Origin of the sequence: Microbacterium sp. SMR1 (assembly GCF_003289625.1) — a bacterium.
In the GTDB taxonomy this organism is placed as follows: Bacteria; Actinomycetota; Actinomycetes; order Actinomycetales; family Microbacteriaceae; genus Microbacterium; species Microbacterium plantarum.
In genome coordinates this window covers 492,893-513,177 of record NZ_QMBN01000002.1, presented here as the reverse complement: position 1 = coordinate 513,177, position 20,285 = coordinate 492,893, and the positions used below count along the sequence as shown (strand labels likewise).

Sequence of the window (20,285 nt, the reverse complement as noted above, 5' to 3'; positions counted from 1 at the left end):
GCACGCGATTCAGCTGCCGGCGACCGCCCAGGCCGCGAGGGCGGCGACCAGCGTGCGATGGCCCGAGGCCTCGAAGGCTTGCGCGTCGTGGCCGAGCACGTCGACCGCGATGCGCCCGCCGCCGTACTCCCGCACCCACGCCGCGGCCTCCTTCGCGCCGTCGCCCTCGTGCCACGCCACGACGGTGCGCTGCCCGAGCCGCTGCAGCGCGCAGTAGCGCTCGTCGTGGGTGTGGAAGGTGGTCGGCACCTCGGCGGGCACGGCATCCGGCTCGACCTGGACCGTCATCTCGCCCGCCTCCGGGTGGAACGACAGCTCGGGCAGCCAGATCGCGCCGAGCGCCGGCGCCCACTCCGGGTAGTCACGCAGCGATGAGACCGCCGAGTGCACGGCCAGGACGCCGATGCCGCGTTCGAGCGCCGCAGCGAATCCGGCCACGGACGACGGCGGAGCACCCCGCGTCAGGCTGGTGCCGCTGCGCCACGGGTCGCCCGCGCAGACCGCGACGAGGTCGTATCCGTCGAGGTTCGCCATGCCCTGGTCGACGTCGTCCGAGACGGCGACATCCCAGTCGCGGTGGCGAAGGATGTCGGCGACCTGCGCCCCGACCTCAGCGAAGGGGTGCCACGGATCGGCGTACCGACCCGATCCGGTCAGGACGAGTGCTCGATGTGCCATGGCGGTGTCCCCTCGCGTGTGTGCTCCCCACCGTAGGGCGACCACCGGAGACGTCGCAGACGGGTTGAGATTGGACGCCGCCTGTGACAGCGACGTGGTCACGCGGCGGTGAGCTCCCCGGGCCGGAGTCCGAGCATCGCCTCGACGGCGGTCGACATGAGGCGGATGCGCGCATCGGCGTCGCGCCACGAGACGAGAGCGTGGGCGTTGAGCCCGTCGATCATCCCGAGCACCTGAGCCGCGACCGCAGCGGGGTCGTCGACCCGGAACGACCCCGTGCGAACGCCGTCGCGGATGATGCCTTCGAGGAAGGCCGTCCAGGCATCCATCTGCGCGCGCACGCGCTCGGCGAGCGCTTCGTTGCGGCGACCGAGCGCCCACGACTGCACCCACACGAGGGTGACGTCGGAACGGGTGCCGTCGAGGAGCGTGCGCAGCAGCTCGCGCACGAGGGCGACGGCATCGGGACTGTCCGCTCGCAGGTGCTCGAGATCGCTCAGCTCCGCCGCGACGATCGTCTCGAAGGCGGCGGCGACGACGTCGTCCATGCTCGGGGCGTGGTGCGCGACGAGCGCTGGCCCGACGCCGACGGCCGTCGCGACGGCGCGCAGAGTCACCGCGCTCAGACCGTGCTCGCGGGCGATCCGTTCGGCGGCGGCGGCGATCTGCGCGCGGCGCTGCTCTCCGCTCAGTCTCGCTCGCCCCGCGGAATCCTTTGACGCCATGCCCGCCAGTCTGTACGCTTCCGAGAAATTGATCAACTGATCAACTAATCCGGAAGGACCGCGATGGCCTGGAGGATGCCGGCTGAGACCGCGCCGCACGATCGCACGTGGATGGCGTTCCCGCGCGTCGGGTTCACGCTCGGAGACACCGACGCCGACCGGGCCGACGGATACGCCGCCTGGACCGCGGTCGCCCGAGCCGTCGCCGAGTTCGAGCCCGTCTCGATGCTCGTCGATCCGACCGAGACCGCGCGGGCGCGCGACCTGCTGGGCAGCGGGATCGAGCAGCACGAGACGCCGGTCGACGAGTTCTGGATGCGCGATCACGGGCCCACCTTCGTCGTCGACGACGAGCGGCCGGGCATGCTCGGTGCGGTCGACTGGATCTTCAACGGGTGGGGCGCTCCCGACTGGGCTGACTGGCATCTCTCGGCGAAACACGCCCGCATCGTCGCGGCCCACGTCGGAGCAGAGCTGGTCAGCTCGATGCTCGTCAACGAGGGCGGCGGCATCCACGTCGACGGCGAGGGCACGGTGCTGCTGACCGAGACCGTCCAGCTCGATCCGCGACGCAATCCCTTCGCCGATCGGGCGCGCATCGAGGCCGAGATGCTGCGCACGATCGGCGCCGACACGGCCATCTGGCTGCCGCGCGGGCTCACGCGCGACTACGACGAGTTCGGCACGAACGGCCACGTCGACATCGTCGCGACCTTCGCCGCGCCCGGACGGGTGCTCCTGCACGCGCAGCCCGACCCCGCGCACCCCGACCACGCCGTGATGCCCGAGATCCGCGCCGCCCTCGGGGCCGCGACGGATGCTGCGGGCCGGAGCCTCGAGATCATCGACCTGCCCGGCCCCGCGCAGCTGCGCGACGCCGAGGGCTTCGTCGACTTCAGCTACGTCAACCACCTCGTCGTCAACGGCGGGGTCATCGCGTGCGGCTTCGGCGACCCCGTGGCCGACGACCGCGCCCGCGGCATCCTCGCCGACGCCTACCCCGGCCGCCGCGTCGTGACCGTCGACGCCCGGCCGCTCTTCGCCCGCGGCGGCGGCATCCACTGCATCACGCAGCAGCAGCCCGCCCTGCCCTCTCCTTCCCCCGTCGACTCGCCGAACTCTGCGGATGCCGCCCCCGCCGGATCCGCACTCCTTGGCGACTCGACGGTAGGAGCGATGGGGACAGAACGGTGATCGAGGTCTACGAGGCCTCCATCGGCGAGCTGGGGGCGGCGCTCGCGAGCGGCGAGGCCACTGCGGTCGAGCTCGTCGAGGCCTACCTCGCCCGCATCGACGCCTACGACGGCCCCGATACCGCCACCGCACTGAACGCGATCGTGGTCCGAAACCCCGCTGCCCTCGCCGAAGCCCGCGCGTCGGATGAGCGTCGCGCGCGCGGTGAGAGCCGGGGGCCACTCGACGGCATCCCCTACACCGCGAAGAACAGCTACCTCGTGCGCGGCCTGACCGCCGCTGCCGGAAGCCCCGCGTTCGCGGACCTCGTCGCGCGACGCGACGCCTTCACGATCGAGCGACTGCGGGATGCCGGCGCCATCTGCCTCGGGCTGACCAACATGCCGCCGATGGCCAACGGCGGCATGCAGCGCGGTCTCTACGGGCGGGCCGAGAGCCCGTACAACGCCGACTATCTGACCGCCCCGTTCGCATCGGGATCGTCGAACGGCTCGGGGACGGCCACCGCAGCGAGCTTCGCCGCCTTCGGGCTCGGCGAGGAGACGTGGTCGAGCGGGCGCGGCCCGGCCTCGCACAACGCCCTCTGCGCCTACACCCCGTCGCGCGGCGTGATCTCGGTGCGCGGCAACTGGCCGCTCGTCCCTACGATGGATGTCGTCGTCCCCCACACCCGGACGATGGCCGATCTGCTCGCCGTGCTCGATGTCGTCGTCGCCGACGATCCCGACACCCGCGGCGACTTCTGGCGGATGCAGCCCTGGATCGAGATCCCGGCCGCCTCGGCCGCCCGCCCGCCGAGCTACCGCGACCTCGGGGTCACGGGCCCCGCCGACGCCCGCGCCGTGCTGGCCGGCCGACGCATCGGCATCCCGCGCATGTACATCGGCGCCGACCCGGATGCCGGCACCGCCGACTCCCCCGGCATCGGCGGGCCGACCGGGCAGCGCATCGAGACGCGGCTGGGCGTGATCGCGCTCTGGCGGTCGCTCCGCGCCGAGCTCGAGTTCGCCGGAGCCGACGTCGTCGAGACCGACTTCCCCGTCGTGTCGCGCTACGAGAACGACCGGCCCGGCGCGGGGTCCATCGCGACGAACGGCCGCGTGAGCCCCGAGTACCTGCGCCGCGAGATCGTCGACCTGTCGGCGTGGGCCTGGGACGACTTCCTCCGGGCCAACGGCGACCCCGCCTTCCCCGGTCTCGCAGGCGTCGACGGAGCGCGGATCTTCCCGCAGCCCGACGGAGCCCTGCCCGACCGCTACGACGGGTTCGACGACGACATCGCCGAGTACCCCGCCTGGGTCCGCGCACACCCGGGCATCGCGCTCACCGACATCCCGCATCTCGAGGCCGGGCTCCGCGGTCTCGAGGAGACCCGGCGCGTCGACCTCGAGGAGTGGATGGATGCCGCGGGCCTCGACGCCGTCGTCTTCAGCGCCGTCGCCGATGTCGCTCCCGCAGACATGGACGTGAACCCCGCTTCGGCCGACATCGGGTGGCGCAACGGCACCTGGATCGCCAACGGTAACCTCGCCATCCGCCACCTCGGCATCCCGACCGTGACGGTTCCGATGGGACTCCTGCCCGACATCGGGATGCCGGTCGGCCTGACGATCGCCGGACGCGCGTACGACGACAGTGCACTGCTCCGCCTCGGCGCGGCCGTCGAGGCACTCGCCCCTCGCCGGGTCGCACCACCGCGCACCCCGCCGCTGACCTGACCAGACCCGACCCCGCCTCGGGCCCAGCCCCTGCCCCGCCCGAACTACCCTCGACGCAAGGAGGACCCATGACCGAGCGCTTCCCCGCCCGCATGCACGACGTCACCGATGAGACGCGCGCGATCGTCGATCTCGTGCTCGAGTACTCACGCGGCCGGCTCCTCGCCGAAGACACGCCGCTCGACAAGCCTCTGCCGCCGTCCGAACTGCGCCGCCTGGCCGGGCGGACGATCGACGCGGACGGCATCGGAGCCCGCAAGGCCATCGGCGTCTTCGAGCACATCCTCGCCCCGTCGTGCATCTCGACCGACGACCCCCGCTACCTCTCCTTCATTCCGAGCGCGCCATCGAAGGCCGCCGCCGCGTTCGATCTCGTCGTCTCGGCGAGCGCGCTCTACGGCGGGTCGTGGCTCGAGGGCGCCGGAGCGGTGCACGCCGAGAACGAGGTGCTGCGCTGGCTCGCCGACGAGTTCGGGCTGCCCGCGAGCGCCGGTGGTGTCTTCGTGCAGGGCGGCACGCTCGGCAACCTCTCGGCGCTCGTCGCCGCTCGCGAGACCGCTCGCGCGCGCGGCATCCGTCCCGACCGCTGGCGCGTGGTGTGCAGCGCGGAGGCCCACTCGTCGATCGCGTCGGCCGCTCGGGTCATGGATGTCGAGGTCGTGGCGGTGCCCGTCGCGGATGACGGCGTGCTGCGCGGCGACGCGGTGCGGGCTGCGCTCGCGGAGCACGGCGAGAGCGTGTTCGCGGTCGTCGCGACCGCCGGGTCGACCAACTTCGGCATCGTCGACGACATCGCCTCGGTGTCGGCGGTCACGCGCGAGCACGGCGTCTGGCTTCACGTCGACGGCGCGTACGGTCTCGCGGCGATGCTCTCCCCGGTTGCGCGCCACCGCTTCGCCGGTGTCGAGAACGCCGACTCGGTCATCGTCGACCCGCACAAGTGGCTGTTCGCGCCGTTCGACGCCTGCGCGCTGATCTACCGCGACCCCGAGCTCGGGCGACAGGCGCACACACAGCACGCCGAGTATCTCGACACCCTGACCGAGACCTCCGACTGGAGCCCGTCCGACTACGCCGTGCACCTCACGCGCCGGCCGCGCGGTCTTCCGCTGTGGTTCTCGCTCGCGACCTACGGCACCGACGTGTACCGCGACGCCATCACCCGGTCGATCGAGCTCGCCGAGCGCATCGCCGCCGAGATCGAACGCCGCCCGGAGCTGACGCTGGTGCGCCGCCCGCAGCTCGGCGTCGTCGTCTTCGAGCGCGTCGGGTGGGAGCGGCCCGACTATGCGCGCTGGTCCTCGGATCTGCTCGAGCGCCAGCACGCGTTCGTCACCCCGAGCAGTCACGCCGGTCGGACGAATGCCCGCTTCGCGATCCTCAACCCGCGGACGACGTACGACGACCTCACCGGCATCCTCGACACGATGGCCTGATCAGGCGGCGCAGGAGGACGTGAGGCCGAGGGCGACGGAAAGGAAGCCGATCGTCGCGGTGTTGGTGGCGGCGCGCTCCCACCCCCCGGGGCCGACCGCGTAGAGGGTGAAGACCGACGAGCCGAGCTCGACGAGGCTGGGCGAGAGCGAGACCGACGTGGCCGTGGCCGGAAGCGTACCGGCGCGGTTGGAAGCGCCCACGAGCGTCCAGCGGTACGAGGCGATGTTCCCTCCTGTCGGCGCAGCGTTCCACCCGACGACCGCGGGAACGAGCAACCCGGACTGCACGCACCGCACCGAACCGGGCGATGTCACGGTCACGGCAGAGAGGGTTGCCGAGGCGGCGACCTCGGCGTCGACCCACGCCGCATCCGTGTCCACCGGCGTGATCAGCCCGACGGCGACGCACCCGGCGAGAGCGACCCCGGCGGCGACGAGCCGGCCACGGCCCCGACGCCGACGCGAACTCACGGGCGCCTCCCCGGCGCACGTCGCCGCGGCGGGCGTCCCCGTTCTCGCCGCGGCCAGAAGATCGCCACGACGAGCACCGTCGCCGCCAGGGTCACCCCGACCATGACGGGCGGCGTCCCCGCTCCGGCGATGAGGGGCGCGATCCCCGGAATCGAGAACAGCACGATCCGAACGCGCTCCACGTCGTAGGGGAACGGATCCTCGACAGCGTTCGCGTCGCCTCGCATCGTGATCCGACGCGCCTCGGGATCGCCGGCTGGAACGGCGGCGACACTCGTCACCCGGTGGGTGATCGGCAGCTTGCCCGCGCGGTCGACGGTCACGACGTCACCCACGCGGACCTCGGACGCCGGGATGCCGCGGGCGACGGCGGCCGCACCGGCGGGGATCGTCGGCGACATCGAGCCGGTGCTGAAGAGCGTCACGCGCACGTCGAACACGGCTGCCGCGATCGCGAGCACGATGCAGAGCGCCCCTGCGGTTGCAGCGAGCCCGAGCATCGCGTCACCGACGCGCGAGAGGGGCCGGCGTCGCGGGGTGACGACCCGCGCCGTCCGGGCTTCGGCGCGGGTCGTCGGCGTCGTCGGCTTCGGCATCGTGGTCGGCGAGGTCATACGGTTCTCAGTTCGCCGACGTTCCCGTGAAGGTCCACGTGACGTTCCCGGATGCGCCTTGGAAGGAGTTTGCGGCACCGGGCTGGATGCGGACTTCGAAGCAGAAACCGAGCTGCGCCCCCGCGGCGTCGATCGGGTTCGCGGCGATGTTGCTGGGAACCGTGGTCACCGGAATGTAGCTCGAGGCGCCCCCCGCGACGAAGACGGGCGTGCCCGAGGTGAACGCAGCCGCATTGCAGGTCGCGGTGGGGACCGCGGCGTTCAGCCGGACCGCGCGGTACTCGAGCGCTGATACCAGCCCGCCGGTCGCGGTTGCGGACGTGAGCGAGATCGTTCCGCCGACCGTCGAGGCGGGCGACGTCCGCACGTTGATCCAGGCCTGCGAGAGGGCACCCGGGGAGAGCGCCCCACCCGGGAAGGTGAGGGTGGCCGCGTTCGCCGCTGTCGCGTGACTCGCATAGGTCGGAGAGCCGGCCGTCTGCGACTGCGTGTCGAAGACGCTCGCGACGAACGAGCCGGTGGCCACCTCGTTGTCGGTCCAGGCGGCGATCGTCGACGCCGCGCCCACCCCGAGCACACTCCCCGCCGCGAGAACCGCCAGGACGCGGCGGCGCCGCCACCGGCGCCGCACATCCCGTCTCGTCTGCATCCGCGGACTCAGGGCAGAGTGTCGCCCGAGGTGCCCGCGAACTCCCACGTGATCGTCCCGGCTTCGCCCTGCGCGATCGCACCGGCGGTGACCACGAAGCAGAGGTTCACCGGGGTCCCGGCAGCGGTCAGGTCGAAGACGTCGACGGTTCCGGTCGCGTCGGCGGCACGGTCTGCCACGACCTCCGTTCCGGTGGGAGGGGTGGCAGCCGAACACGTCGCGCCGAAGTCATCCTCGACGAACAGCGAATAGGTGAGGTCGTCGCCGATGGCCCCGCCGATGACGTTCTCGAGCGTGACGGCGGCCTCGTTGGTCGACGTGCCCGAGAGCTGCACGGCGAACGGCGCGTAGACCACGTCGTCGGGGGCGAGGGTGTCGGCGTCGAGCGTGAACGTCAGGGTCTTGCCGGGCGCGGCGGCATCACTCGTGAACGTCGTCCCATCGGTGCTGCCCTGAAGGTCGAACGACCCCGCGCCGAACGTTCCCGTCGCGAACTCCGAGTCGTTCCAGACGGCAAGCGTGACGATCGCACCGACGCCGAGGACCAGGCCGCCCGCTGCGAGCGCCAGCGCCATCCGCCGGCGACGGTGCGGCTCAGGGCCCCCATCCGCCCGGGATCGTTCTGATGATGCGGGTGCGGATGTCATGGGCAGGGCTCCTCGGACGCGGTGCGGAAGATTCAGGTCCTGAGGACTGTAGCCGCGGGGTGCGTGCGCCCGAGAGCGTCGAGGACCGAAGTCAGTACACCGGGATTTCTCCTCAGTATTCCCTCAGTAGCTGTATCCGCTGACTACGTAGTCGCGGCGCAGCGCGCGCCGGCGTCAGCCGATGATGGAGATCCGCTGCTCGTCGCCCGCGGGCGACACCAGCACGATCTCACCCGGACGGGCGTCGTCCGAGACGCCCTCGACCGCGAGCACGCTCAGCCGCGGCGCGTAGTCCATCGTGCAGACCTGATCGGCGGCTCCCGCTGTCTCCGTGGCGCGCACCGCGGAACCGTCGAGGGCAACGGTCTCGAACACGGGCGGGCAGCTCGACGAGCCCCAGGTGAGCAGCACGAGGCCCGCGTCGTCGAACCAGCCGGCGCTCGGAAGCATCTCGTCGTTCACCCCGCCCGTCGGCGCCTCCAGGCCGGCGACACCGTCGAGGTCGGCGTCGCCGCTGTATCCGCCGGTCACGACGATGTCTACGTCCTGCGCGGGGTCGACGCCCGCCGGCAGCCCGACGTACGACGCACGCGGCACGAGATCGCGCGTGCACGCTGTCCCCTCGGGGTCGCTCAGCTCGACCGTGACCGTCTGCCCCGCGGCGGAGACCTCGCCGACGACGGGCTGACACGAGGAGCTGCCGTAGGTCACGAGGCCGACAGCACGCCCACCGTCGAGCCACGCCGCCTCCACGTCGACGTCCTGCGACGGCGCCGCGGAGCCGGCATCCGATCCGCTGGAACCCGTGTTTCCGGGCGCGGCCCCGCCGGGGGTCGTGGCGCAGCCGGCGAGCGCGAGCGCCGAGAGGAGCAGCAGTGCGGATGCCGCGGTCGTACGTGTCGTCGTCATGGTCTCATCCTTCCGTCATCCCGAGAGTGTCGCGTCACCGCGCATCGTCTCAGAACCCGATCACTGCAGGGCGGAGGTCAAGCGAGCGAGGTTGTCGAGCACCGTCGATCTGAGCGGCTGCTTCATCCATTCCTCGAGCGTGAGCTCACGCGAGAGCGACCGGTACTGGTCTTCGACCTGGCGCAGCTGGGCGATGAACTCCTCGCCGCGCACGAGCATCGAGATCTCGAGGTTCAGACCGAACGACCGCATGTCCATGTTGCTCGAGCCGATGATGGCGACATCGTCGTCGATCGTCAGGCTCTTCGTGTGCAGGATGTAGGGCTTGCGGTACATCCAGATCTTCACGCCCGCGCGCAGCAGCGCCTCGTAGTAGCTGCGCTGGGCGTGGTAGACCATCGCCTGATCGCCCTCTTCCGAGACGAACAGCTCGACCTGCAGGCCACGTTGGCAGGCCGTCTGCACCGCCAACAGCAGCCCCTCGTCGGGCACGAAGTACGGGCTCACGATGATCACCCGCTTCTGAGCGGCGAACAGCAGCGCGGTGAACAGCTTGAGGTTGTTCTGGAACTCGAACCCGGGTCCGGACGGGACGATCTGGCAGTCCAGGTCGCCCGGCCCGCTCTCGAGCTCGAACAGACCCACGTCCTCCGATGGCGCCGAGCCGGTCTCGCTGTACCAGTCGGAGAGGAACACCGCGTCGATGCTCGCCACCACGGGACCCTGCACCCGCACCATCAGGTCGACCCAGTGAAGGCCGCGCTTGATGTTCTTCTTCAGGTTGTAGGTCGAGTCGGTCATGTTCTGCGACCCGGTGAACGCCACGCGGCCGTCCACGACGATGAGCTTGCGGTGGTTGCGGAGATCGGGGCGCTGGTACTTCCCCCGCAGCGGCTGCACCGGGAGCATGTGGTGCCAGTCCGCGCCCATGGCCGTGAGGCGCTTGACCGTGGCGCGATAGTTCGGCTTGCCGCGGTTGGCCCAGTAGTCCAGGAGGACGCGCACAGTCACGCCGCGGGCTGCGACCTCCTCGAGCGCCGCGAAGAAGACGTCGGTCGTCTCGTCGGACTGGAGGATGTAGAACTCGACGTGCACGTATCGCTCGGCCGTGCGCACCTCTTCCGCCATCCGGCGGATGCTCTCCTCGTAGTCGGAGATGATCTCCGCGCCGTTGTCGCCCGCGAGCGGCATCGCGCCCAGATTGCGGTTGAGCGTGACGACCGAGGTGAACCACGCGGGGGCGTCGGGTCGGAGGGTGCCGAAGTCGAGCCCCTCGCTGGTCTCGCGGATGTACTGGTTGATCTCGCGCTGCATCCGGCGCCGCTTCCGCGGCAGGCGCGGGTTGCCGATCAGGAGGAACAGCAGCACACCGACGAATGGGATGAAGTAGATCGCGAGCAGCCAGGCCATGGCCGCTGTAGGCCGCCGGTTGCGGGGGACGACGATCACCGCGGTGATGCGGATGATGAGGTCGGCGATGAACACCAGGACGAGCCACCAACCGGGGAACTCGAACGCGGTGAACTCGATCGTCACGCCGCCCCTCCGATCTCCTCGGAATCAGCGTATCGGGCGCGACCGCTCATCCCACGGGTTCAGGGGGTCGAGCTGTCGGGCGCGGGAGCGGCGAGCCCACGGGCCGCACGCTCCTCTGCCTCGATCTTCGCGTACGCCCGGCGCTCGGTGCGGTCCATGCGCAGGATGCCGCGGAGGACGAAGACGAAGAGCACCGAGACCACGAGGGTCGGCAGCAGCGACCAGATGACCGCGCTCACGTATTCGTCCATGCCCCCTATCGTACGGGTCCCCGCTGATGAAAGGCCCAGTCGGGCAGGTGACCGATCTGCGCGAACGACAGCAGGATCTCGGCGAGCCCGTGATCGGGATCGATCTCGAGGGCGCGCTCGGCGTACGACGCGGCGTGCGAGGATCGCCCCAGCGCCCAGGCGAGCCACGCGCTCAGCGCGAGCGGTCCGGGCCGCAATCGACGCGGAGCCAGCGCGGCGACCTCGCGCACCACCGCGAGCGCGGCCAGCAGCCGCTCGGGATCGGGCCTGTCGCCGTCGCCCCACATGATCCGGCCGAGCCGCTCGGGATACTCCTCGCCCTCCTCCCACCGACGCTGCGCATCGAGGGCGTCGTCGCCGCGGCCGGCATCCGTCGCCCATTGCACGAGGGCAACGTCACGTAGGGAGGGACGCGAGAAGCACCAGGCAAGCAGCGCGACGACGAGGGGATCGAGCTCGGCGGGATCGCCGTCGAGGACCCGTTCGAACAGTCGCGGCGGGTCGTCGAGCTCGCACGCCGCCTCGAGCGCGGCGGGGTCGACGCCGCTCCCAGCCTCTGCCCCCGTGTCTCGCGTTCGCCGCCGGCCGCCTCCCACCCGCGGGATGCCGCACAGCACAGCGAGGGCCGTCTCGAGCGAGCGGAGCGCGCCGCCCACCACGCGGCGCTCTGCGGCGCTGCGCCGCGGCAGCTCGGCGCCCGACGTGTGATCGCGATCGATAGCCGGGCCCGGATCGCCGTCGCGCGCGGCGGCCCGTTCGATCTCGCTGAGCGGCCTCCCGCCCGCCGGGCACGACGCGTCGAGGTGCGATCCCCAGCCGTCCGTCGCGACGGTCAGCAGGTCGACGACCCGCACGCCGCAGACGTCGGCCGCCCGGCTGACCGCCGCCAGGACGGGAACCGCCGGCAGCCCGTCAGCCGCGGACTCCGGAGCGTACGCGATCGCCGTCAGGGCATCGGCATCCGGAATGCGACACACCATTCCCACGATGGTCGCGGCGGCGCTGTCGAGGTCACCGAGCGCGCCGGTCGGCAGGTCGACGCGCATCGCCCCGAGGCTCCGTGACCCCGCGAAGGGCACCACGACGAGGCTGCGGCTCGGAGCGAATCCGAGCAGACGAGGAACGAGAGAGAGGAAGTGCGCGGCATCCGCGGCGCGAACAGTCGTGGTCATGCAGACCAGGCTGGCGCCGGACGAACCCGTGCGAACCGCGCGCGGGACGGGATGTGGAAACCCGGACGGCCCCCTGGCCCTCGCAGGAACCGCCGGTTACTTGACGAGCGGGAAGAGGATCGTCTCGCGGATGCCGAGGCCCGTGATCGCCATCAGCAGGCGGTCGATGCCCATGCCCATGCCACCGGTGGGCGGCATGCCGTGCTCGAGGGCGCGCAGGAACTCCTCGTCGACGCGCATCGCCTCGTCGTCGCCGCGCGCGCCGAGCTTGGCCTGCTCGACGAAACGCTCGCGCTGGATGACGGGGTCGACGAGCTCGGAGTAGCCGGTCGCCAGCTCGAAGCCGCGGACGTAGAGGTCCCACTTCTCCACGACGCCCGCGATCGTGCGGTGCTCGCGGACGAGCGGCGACGTGTCGACCGGGAAGTCCATGACGAAGGTGGGGCGCTCGAGCCCGCCCTTGACGAAGTGCTCCCAGAGCTCTTCGACGAGCTTGCCGTGCGTCGCGACCTTCTCGGGTACGACGACGCCCACCTCCGCGGCGAGGGCCTGGAGCTCCTCGAGCGAGGTGGCGGGCGTGATGTCGCGTCCCGCGGCGGCCGAGAGCGAGTCGTACATCGAGATGCGGTCCCAGTCGCCGCCGAGATCGAACTCGGTGCCGTCGGCCCACGTAACGGTCGTCGATCCCGCGACGGCGATCGCCGCGTTCTGGATGAGCTCCTGCGTCAGATCGGCGATGCCGTTGTAGTCGCTGTACGCCTGGTAGGCCTCGAGCATCGCGAACTCGGGGCTGTGGGTCGAGTCGGCACCCTCGTTGCGGAAGTTCCGGTTGATCTCGAACACGCGGTCGATCCCGCCCACGACGGCGCGCTTGAGGAACAGCTCGGGCGCGATGCGCAGGAACAGCTCGGTGTCGAAGGCGTTCGAGTGCGTGATGAACGGGCGCGCGGCGGCACCACCGTGCTGCACCTGCAGCATCGGGGTCTCGACCTCGAGGAAGCCGTGCTCGTCGAACGTGCGACGGAGCGAAGCGTTGACCTTCGCTCGGGCCACGACCGTCTCGCGCGCGGTGTCACGCACGATGAGGTCGAGGAAGCGCGAGCGCACGCGACTCTCCTCGCTCAGCTCGGAATGCAGGTTCGGCAGCGGCAGCAGCGCCTTCGACGCGATCTGCCAGGCGGACACCATGATCGACAGCTCGCCGCGGCGGCTGGAGATGACCTGGCCCGTGACCGAGACGTGGTCGCCCAGGTCGACGAGCTCCTTCCACGCCTGCAGCGACTCCTCGCCCACCTCGGCGAGCGAGACCATGGCCTGGATGCGGCTGCCGTCGCCCGACTGCAGCGACGCGAAGCAGAGCTTGCCGGTGTTGCGGCTGAACACGACGCGCCCCGCGACCGAGGCGGTCACGCCGGTCTCGGCACCGGCCTCGAGGTCGGGGTAGCGCTCGCGCAGCGCCGGGATGGTGTCGGAGACGGCCACGGCGACGGGATAGGCGCCGCCCGCGGCATCCTCTCGCTCGCTCAGCAGCCGCTCGCGCTTGGCGAGGCGCACGGCCTTCTGTTCGATGACGTCGTCGGCGTCGTCGACGGGGGGCACGGGCGCGTCGCTCATGGCAGAAGAACTCCTCGGGATTCGACGTGCCAGTCTACCGAGCGTGCCGCGGGCGCTTGACGATACAGCCGTCGGACCGCTGGTGCTGGTGTCGCCTCGGCGGCGTCGCGGCACTACTCCAGCACCGGCGTTCCGACGAGTGTGCACCCACCGGCCACCCGACGACCCCGAGCCGGGCCGCTAAGCGACGGCGCCGCGGGCGACGCGCAGGCCGATGTCGTCGTGAGCGCTGTCGGGGCGCGCCCCGCGGCGCGTTCCCGCCCGCACGGACGTCGCGGCATCGGCGAACCCGCCGCCCCGGAACACCCGGTCGCGCGACCCGGCGTCGGGGGCGAAGAGGTCCCAGCACCACTCCGAGACGTTGCCGAGCATGTCGAAGAGGCCGAAGAGGTTCGGATGCCGCCCGCCCACGTTCTGCGGCGACGAGAGGTTGTCGGCCGCGGTCCAGGCGATCTCGGCGAGCGGGCCGTAGTGCGCGGCACGCGAGCCCGCACGGCAGGCGTACTCCCACTCGCGCTCGGTCGGCAGCCGATACCCGTCGGAGTCGTCGTACCAACGCACCTCGTCGCCGTCGACCGCGTAGGCGGGGTCGAGCCCCTCCCATTCCGACAGTGCGTTGCAGAACCGCACGGCTCTCAGCCACGACAGCTGCACCGCCGGACGCCGCGGGTGCGCGGCGGTCACCCCGAGCACCTCGCCGAGCTGCTCCTCGGTGACGGGATACACGCCGATCTCGAAGGACTCGACCCGCGGGCCCCGGCCCGCGCCCGCGACGGGCAGCTCTCCGGCCGGGATGCGGGCCAGCTCGACGTCGCTCACAGCAGTTCGTCGTCGGGGGTCGCGCCGCGGCCCGCTTCGGTCAGCGCCCGCTCGACGGTCGAGTGCACGAGGGTCGAGAGGAAGCGACCCGGGGCCGGCACTCCGGCGTCCTCGAGCAACGCGGCCGACTGCTGCACGATCGAGGCGGCGAACTGCGTCGCGGTCGCGATCGCCTCGCCGTAGGCCGGCCGGTCGGCGTCGGCGACGACGACCGGCTCGCAGCCCAGCTCGACGGCGAGCGCCTGCCCGATCGGCAGGACGGCGGCCGGCGCGGTCACCGCGGCGTAGGCGCCCGCGAGCTGGCGGAGGTCGAGGGTCGACCCGGTGAACGCGATCGCCGGGTGCACGGCGAGCGGGATGGCTCCTCGCGCGGCGGCCGGCGCCAGCACATCGAGCCCGTGCCCGGGGTCGGTGTGCAGCACGAGCTGCCCGACCTGCCAGGCGCCGAGCTCGGCGAGACCGCTGACCAGCGGGCCGAGCTCGTCGTGCGGCACCGCGATCACGACCAGTTCGCTGCGACGCACGACCTCGTCGGCGTCGAGCACCGGCACCCCCGGGATGACCGCGTCGACCCGTTCCCGATCGGATCCCGCGGTGACGCCGGTCAGCGCGTGGCCGGCGCCCGCGAGCGCCGCGCCGATGACGGGTCCGACCCGGCCGGCGCCGATGATGCCGACGCCCAGGCGTGAGCTCGCGGTCACCGTTCGCTCTCCGGCGAGGTCTCCCCCGCGGGAGGCACATACGGCGGGGGCGGCACGGCGCCCCGCGGGAGCTCGGTCGCGCTCGGCGGGGGCGGCACCGGGCTCGGGCCCGCGTTCGGGCTCGGCACGGGAACGGGCGCCGCCGGCACGGGAGGCACCGGCTCAGCGGCATCCGCCACCTCGGCCCAGCGGTGCGAGCGGTCGGATGCCGCGGCCGAGACGGCTACGTGGGCCACCCGCTCGAACGCTGCGATCACGTCGTCGCGGTCGATGCCCGCGACCGCGGTGAGCACCGGGCCCGACACGGTATGAGCGCGCAGCGTCGCGACGCGCAGCGCGCGCGACACCGGCCCCTGGTGCAGCGCGACGGACTGCAGCCGGGCGAGCGGCAGCACCGCGAGCATGCGCCAGATCAGCCCGCGCCGCAGCATCAGCAGATCGCCCTCGATCGCGAGGCCGTTCCGCCGCCACGACAGCGGGCGCACGATGCGTGCCCGCCGCGGTGTCGTGACGTATCCCCCGGCGGACGAGCCGCCGAGCACACCGTTCCGGACGATCGCCGCGCGCTCCTCCTCGCTGACCGACGGCAGGATGAGGCCGAGCACCCGCTCGACGTCGGCGAGCGTGCCGACGGGAAGGACCGTGGTGAACTGATCGGTCGTCGTGTCCGAAGCGCTCCGGCCGGTCATGCGGTTGATCCGAACCGTCCACCACCCGAATCCGCGCCAGAGGATGGACTGCGTGATCTCCACGGCATGGATGCGTCCGGGAGGCAGGATCTCCGACACGGTCGTGAGCAGGCCGAACGTCACGCGCACGCCGTCGCGCGTCGGCGCGATCGAGTAGCGCAACGACTTCACGATCGTGCGCACCCAGTACGCGCCGAAACCGAGCAGCGCGGGGAAATAGGCGAAAAGCACCCAGAAAACGCCCTGCGACAGGGCGATCGCGAGCGCGGTAGCGCCCGCCAAAATCACGACGGTGCCCCAGCTGGCGAGCTGCGACCCGATGAGTCGCCCGGGCGGGATGCGCACGACGGACTCGGGCTCGGCAGCATCCGCGTCGTCGCCTTCGATGAGACCGGTGATGCCGCGGGCGACGGTGTCAGCCACCGCGATGCGCGCGCCGCCGGCCGCTGCCGCGGCAGCCCGCTGCTCGGCGAGCCGCTGCCCGGAGGCCAGCCGCAGGATGTCGGCGCGAATCGTCTCGGCGTTGCCGGTGGAGAGGTACTCGAGCTTGACGTTCGCGTCGGTGCCCGCGCCGACGATCTCGAGCTTCGCCGCGCCCAGAAGCCGCGCGACCGCGGGTCGGGTGAGGTTGACGCCCTGCACGCGGTCGAGCGGCGCGCGGCGCTGCGTGCGCGAGAGGATCCCGCTGCGCACCTCGACATCGTCGTCGGTGATGCGGAAGGTGTGGAAGCGCCACGACAGGTAGAACGCCCCGATGATGAGCGCGAGCACGCCGACGGTGACGAGCAGGGCGATCAGGAGGAGGTTGTTCGCCAGCACCCACCCGATCGGGTCGCCGGCGGCCTCGTACTCCTCCCACTCGTCGATGGGGGCGTCGGGAGCGAACGCCGGCACGAAGATGCTGATGAGCCGGTCGCGCATGTTCGCGACCACGATGCCGAGCACCACGAGCAGCGCCAGACCGCCGCGCAGCAGCGGTGTCAGCGGATGCAGCCGGTGCCACTCACCGTCGCTCAGGGGTGAGCGGACGAGCTCGGCCGGCGGAGCGGAGACGGTCGCGTCGGCCGGGGGCGGGGTCGGTACGGGGTCGGTCACAGCCCGGTCCGCCGCGATTCAGCCACCGACATCAGGTGGTCGCGCAGCGCCTCGGCAGCCTGCTGCGTGAGGCCCGGGATCACGACGCCCGTCGCTGCCGCGGCCGTGACGAACTTCAACTGCGCGATGCCGAACCCGCGGTCCATCGGCCCGTGCGTGATGTCGACGAGCTGCATGCGGCCGTACGGCACGGCGACCATGCGCTGCCACAGGATGCCGCGGCGGAAGACCAGGTCGTCCTCACGGAGCTGGTAGCCGATCGAACGCACCTGGCGGGGCAGGATGGCCATGCCCGCAAGGGTGAGCACGATCAGGATGATGCCGGGGATCAGCGCCCACGGCTGATCGAACACCAAGAGCAGCACGAGCATCGCGACGACCGCGGCGGCCAGCCAGAAAGCGTTGCTGATCAGCTGCACGATGAGGTATTTACGCGAGATCTGGTGCCATACGCCCTGCTCGAGGGCGAGACGGCCGGCTCCGCGGGGCTCGCGGATGCGGTCGTAGGTGCCGGCGTCGAGGGTGGCGTCGATCGCGCCGGACTCCGCAGCGTCAGTGGTGGGAGGGAGTGGCGTCGGGCTCGGGTGGTCCGGGCTGGTCGTCATCGTCGTCCTTCCGAATGGTGCAGAGCTGTTCTGCGATCACACCGGCCGCCACGAGCACGACGGCTCCGACGATCGCGGCGACGACCGCTCCCGTCGAGCCTACTGACGGCGGGACCGGCCGTGTGAGAAGGAAGAGCAGGAGGCCGACGCCGATACCGCCCACGAGCGCTCCGACGATGCTCGACGCCTTCGCGAGCATCGCGACGCGCACCGCCCGGAACGGGTCGACCCGCGGAGCCTGGCCGCGTGTCGCCCGGCGGATCGGCAGGGCGAGAGCGATGACCGAGACCGCCAGCAGCACGAACAGCACGGGGAGCATGACCGACGGGGTGAAGGTCGCGCGTCCCGCACCCGTGAGCACCTGATCGATGACGAACCCCGCGGCGATGCCGAGCACCGCCGACACGATGAGGGTCGCGGGAGACGTGCGTCTCACGGCGTGCTCCCGGGCAGGGCGGCCAGCAGCGCGTCGACGCGCCCGTGGCCGGGGAGCACGGCGTCGGGGTCGACCGCGAGCCACGGCCGGAGCACGAAGTCGCGCTCGTGCGCACGCGGATGCGGCAGGACGAGCGTCGGGGTCTCGCACACGACGTCGCCGTGCGCGACGAGGTCGAGATCGAGCGTGCGATCCTGCCACCGGGCCTGGTCGGCCGAGCGCGGGGCGCGGCCGTGACGCTCCTCGATCGCATGCAGGTAGCCGAGCAGCACGCTGGGCGCCAGCCGCGTGTCGACGAGGGCGACCGTGTTGAGGTAGGCCGGGGCCGCGGCATCCGGTCCGTCGAGGGTCAGCGCGACCGTCTCGATCGGGTCGGCCGACCGCGCGACCCGGGTGAGCGGCAGCCGATCGAGCTCGGCGATCGCTCGCGCGACCGTGTCGGCCCGGTCGCCGAGGTTCGCGCCGATCGCGACGACGGCTCGACGCGCGGGCGCACTGTCGGCCGGGCGGGGCTCGGGCGATTCTTGGGCGAGGCGGCGGCTCATCGGTTCTCCCGTCGTCGGGTGAGGGTCACGCTGACATCGCCGAAGGGCACCACGATGGGCGCCTGCGGCTTGTGCACGGTCACGGCGACGGCATCCACGCGATCAAATGCGAGGGCCGCGCGGGCGATACGGTCGGCGACGGTCTCGATGAGGTCCGCGGGCTCGCCCGCCAGGATCGCGGCGACCTGCTCGGCCAGCTCTCCGTAGTGGACGGTGTCGGCGACGTCGTCGCTCGCGGCGGCGTCGGCCAGCGACAGGTCGAGCTCGATGTCGGCGACGAACTCCTGGCCCTCGCGTCGTTCGTGCTCGTAGACGCCGTGATACCCGACGGCCCGGATGCCGCGCACCGTGATCCGATCGCTCATGAGGCCTCCCGCCATCGCGCACGCACGGCCAGCGCGTCGCGGGTCGTCGCGACATCGTGCACGCGCACTCCCCACGCTCCCGCGTCTGCCGCCAGCACGCTCGTGACGGCGGTCGCGAGATCGCGCCGGGCGAGGTCGAGCCGGCCGGCGTCGGCGATGTCTGTGTCGCGGGCGTCTCCGATGGCCTCGCGCAGGAAGCCCTTGCGGCTCGTGCCGACGAGCACGCGCTTGCCGAGCCCGACGATGCGTTCGAGGTGGTGCAGCACGGTCCAATTCTGGTCGCCGCGCTTGCCGAAGCCGATGCCCGGGTCGAGGACGATACGCGAAGGAGCGATGCCGGACGCCGTCGCCGCGCTCACGCGATCCTGGAGTTCGGCGACCACTTCTGCGACGACGTCCTCGTAGCGGGCGGTGGCGTACATGTCCGTCGAGTGCCCGCGCCAGTGCCCGATGACGACCTCCGCGTCGGATGCCGCGACCGCCGCGAACATGTCGGGATCGGCCAGGCCGCCGGAGACATCGTTGACGATGCGGGCTCCCGCGGCGACGGCGGCCGCGGCGGTGCCTGCGTTCATGGTGTCGACGCTCACGACGATGCCGCGCGCCGCGAGCGCCTCGACCACGGGGACGACCCGCTCGCGCTCGACGTCGGGGGCGACGCGCTCGGCGCCCGGACGGGTCGACTCGCCGCCGACATCGACGATGTGCGCACCGGCGCGACGCAGGGCCTCGGCGTGACCGACGGCGGCGCCGAGGTCGAGGTACCGCCCACCGTCGCTGAAGGAGTCGGGCGTGACGTTGAGGATGCCCATGATGGCCGTCATGCCGCACCGCCCGAGATCAGGGCGATGAGCTCGGCCCGCTCGGCCGGCCCGGTGTAGACGCCGCGGGCAGCGACCGTCACGGTCGAGGCATCCGTCTGCCGTCCGCCGCGCATCGTGACGCACTCGTGGGCGGCATCCAGCACGACCAGCACGCCGCGCGCGTCGAGCGCACCGGCGATCGTGTCGGCGATCTGCTCACCGAGGCGCTCCTGCACCTGCGGTCGGGCCGCCAGCGTGTCGACCACGCGCGGCAGCGCGCCGAGCCCGACGACCTGCTCGCCCGGCAGGTAGGCGATGTGAGCGTGGCCCGCGAAGGGCAGCAGGTGGTGCTCGCAGAACGAGCGGAACCGGATGCCGCGCACCATGACAGCGCCCGACGGCAGCGTGTCGGGCGCCGGGCCCCGCGCGACCGAGATCGTGTGCGCGAGGGGTTCGGCGGCGTCGGCGCCGACTCCCGAGAAGAACTCCGCGTACGCGTCGGCGACCCGCTGCGGGGTCTGCTTCAGCCCGGGACGGTCGGGGTCCTCCCCGATCGCCTCGAGCAGGTCGCGCACGAGGGCGGCGACGCGTTCGCGATCGACGGCCACGCCCC

The 20,285-nt window shown here is 71.9% G+C and carries 23 protein-coding genes; 3 read left to right on the top strand and 20 right to left on the bottom strand.

The genetic code is table 11. From position 1 onward, the window contains the following. Positions 1–9 precede the first annotated feature (9 nt). Entirely contained in the window at positions 10–678 is a 669-nt protein-coding gene (locus DO944_RS07055; RefSeq protein ID WP_112616041.1) for a ThuA domain-containing protein, read from the bottom strand. A 98-nt stretch (positions 679–776) separates the two neighbouring features. Then, a complete protein-coding gene (locus tag DO944_RS07050; RefSeq protein ID WP_112616039.1) occupies positions 777–1,403 on the bottom strand; it encodes a TetR/AcrR family transcriptional regulator in 627 nt (208 codons plus the stop codon). 63 nt (positions 1,404–1,466) lie between these two features. Here DO944_RS07050 and DO944_RS07045 point away from each other — a divergent pair, with 63 nt between their 5' ends. The 3 genes from DO944_RS07045 (at position 1,467) to DO944_RS07035 (ending at position 5,751) form a co-directional block, all read left to right on the top strand. After that, positions 1,467–2,597: an agmatine/peptidylarginine deiminase gene (locus DO944_RS07045; protein ID WP_112616037.1), complete on the top strand. Its 1,131-nt coding sequence runs from the start codon at positions 1,467–1,469 to the stop codon at positions 2,595–2,597. Then, on the top strand, positions 2,594–4,315 hold the full coding sequence (locus DO944_RS07040) for an amidase (RefSeq protein ID WP_112616035.1): 1,722 nt from the start codon (positions 2,594–2,596) through the stop codon (positions 4,313–4,315). Before DO944_RS07045 ends, DO944_RS07040 begins: the two co-directional genes overlap by 4 nt. A gap of 68 nt (positions 4,316–4,383) precedes the next feature. Beyond that, complete coding sequence (locus tag DO944_RS07035; protein ID WP_112616033.1) at positions 4,384–5,751, top strand: aminotransferase class V-fold PLP-dependent enzyme; 1,368 nt, start codon at positions 4,384–4,386, stop codon at positions 5,749–5,751. Here the strand turns inward: DO944_RS07035 and DO944_RS07030 are convergent, their stop codons facing one another. From DO944_RS07030 to folE, 18 genes are all read right to left on the bottom strand, one after another. Next, a complete protein-coding gene (locus DO944_RS07030; protein WP_112616031.1) occupies positions 5,752–6,222 on the bottom strand; it encodes a hypothetical protein in 471 nt (156 codons plus the stop codon). It abuts the gene before it with no gap. Next, complete coding sequence (locus DO944_RS07025; protein WP_258524602.1) at positions 6,219–6,836, bottom strand: S26 family signal peptidase; 618 nt, start codon at positions 6,834–6,836, stop codon at positions 6,219–6,221. Before DO944_RS07025 ends, DO944_RS07030 begins: the two co-directional genes overlap by 4 nt. A 7-nt stretch (positions 6,837–6,843) precedes the next feature. Next, positions 6,844–7,485 (bottom strand): SipW-dependent-type signal peptide-containing protein, encoded by a 642-nt coding sequence (locus DO944_RS07020; protein ID WP_112616029.1) that lies wholly within the window; start codon positions 7,483–7,485, stop codon positions 6,844–6,846. Between the two features lie 8 nt (positions 7,486–7,493). Further along, positions 7,494–8,060, bottom strand: coding sequence for a SipW-dependent-type signal peptide-containing protein (locus tag DO944_RS07015; protein ID WP_112616002.1), 567 nt, complete (start codon positions 8,058–8,060; stop codon positions 7,494–7,496). Between the two features lie 246 nt (positions 8,061–8,306). Further along, positions 8,307–9,041 carry a hypothetical protein gene (locus DO944_RS07010; protein ID WP_112615991.1) on the bottom strand — a complete coding sequence of 245 codons (735 nt, stop codon included), beginning with the start codon at positions 9,039–9,041 and terminating at the stop codon, positions 8,307–8,309. A gap of 60 nt (positions 9,042–9,101) precedes the next feature. Then, positions 9,102–10,571, bottom strand: coding sequence for a cardiolipin synthase (cls, locus tag DO944_RS07005; RefSeq protein ID WP_258524646.1), 1,470 nt, complete (start codon positions 10,569–10,571; stop codon positions 9,102–9,104). Between the two features lie 65 nt (positions 10,572–10,636). Then, a complete protein-coding gene (locus tag DO944_RS07000) occupies positions 10,637–10,828 on the bottom strand; it encodes a hypothetical protein (protein WP_112615987.1) in 192 nt (63 codons plus the stop codon). Between the two features lie 5 nt (positions 10,829–10,833). Then, entirely contained in the window at positions 10,834–12,000 is a 1,167-nt protein-coding gene (locus DO944_RS06995) for a DUF4192 family protein (protein WP_112615985.1), read from the bottom strand. 96 nt (positions 12,001–12,096) lie between these two features. Then, positions 12,097–13,614: a lysine--tRNA ligase gene (gene lysS / locus DO944_RS06990; protein WP_112615983.1), complete on the bottom strand. Its 1,518-nt coding sequence runs from the start codon at positions 13,612–13,614 to the stop codon at positions 12,097–12,099. Positions 13,615–13,794: 180 nt separating this feature from the next. Beyond that, entirely contained in the window at positions 13,795–14,433 is a 639-nt protein-coding gene (locus DO944_RS06985; protein ID WP_112615981.1) for an SUMF1/EgtB/PvdO family nonheme iron enzyme, read from the bottom strand. Next, positions 14,430–15,134, bottom strand: coding sequence for a DUF2520 domain-containing protein (locus DO944_RS06980; RefSeq protein WP_112615979.1), 705 nt, complete (start codon positions 15,132–15,134; stop codon positions 14,430–14,432). The genes DO944_RS06985 and DO944_RS06980 overlap by 4 nt, the downstream gene beginning before the upstream one ends. Then, on the bottom strand, positions 15,131–16,918 hold the full coding sequence (locus tag DO944_RS06975) for a PH domain-containing protein (RefSeq protein WP_258524601.1): 1,788 nt from the start codon (positions 16,916–16,918) through the stop codon (positions 15,131–15,133). Before DO944_RS06975 ends, DO944_RS06980 begins: the two co-directional genes overlap by 4 nt. Next, positions 16,915–17,523 (bottom strand): PH domain-containing protein, encoded by a 609-nt coding sequence (locus tag DO944_RS06970; protein WP_112615977.1) that lies wholly within the window; start codon positions 17,521–17,523, stop codon positions 16,915–16,917. Before DO944_RS06970 ends, DO944_RS06975 begins: the two co-directional genes overlap by 4 nt. Continuing rightward, the gene (locus tag DO944_RS06965) at positions 17,471–17,959 is read right to left on the bottom strand and encodes a DUF3180 domain-containing protein (RefSeq protein ID WP_112615975.1); all 489 of its coding nucleotides are present in this window, start codon (positions 17,957–17,959) and stop codon (positions 17,471–17,473) included. The genes DO944_RS06970 and DO944_RS06965 overlap by 53 nt, the downstream gene beginning before the upstream one ends. Then, a complete protein-coding gene (gene folK / locus DO944_RS06960) occupies positions 17,956–18,504 on the bottom strand; it encodes a 2-amino-4-hydroxy-6-hydroxymethyldihydropteridine diphosphokinase (RefSeq protein WP_112615973.1) in 549 nt (182 codons plus the stop codon). Before folK ends, DO944_RS06965 begins: the two co-directional genes overlap by 4 nt. Then, positions 18,501–18,869: a dihydroneopterin aldolase gene (gene folB / locus DO944_RS06955; protein WP_112616942.1), complete on the bottom strand. Its 369-nt coding sequence runs from the start codon at positions 18,867–18,869 to the stop codon at positions 18,501–18,503. Before folB ends, folK begins: the two co-directional genes overlap by 4 nt. Continuing rightward, positions 18,866–19,693: a dihydropteroate synthase gene (folP, locus tag DO944_RS06950; protein ID WP_112615971.1), complete on the bottom strand. Its 828-nt coding sequence runs from the start codon at positions 19,691–19,693 to the stop codon at positions 18,866–18,868. Before folP ends, folB begins: the two co-directional genes overlap by 4 nt. Then, on the bottom strand, positions 19,690–20,280 hold the full coding sequence (gene folE, locus DO944_RS06945; protein WP_112615969.1) for a GTP cyclohydrolase I: 591 nt from the start codon (positions 20,278–20,280) through the stop codon (positions 19,690–19,692). Before folE ends, folP begins: the two co-directional genes overlap by 4 nt. Positions 20,281–20,285 lie beyond the last annotated feature (5 nt).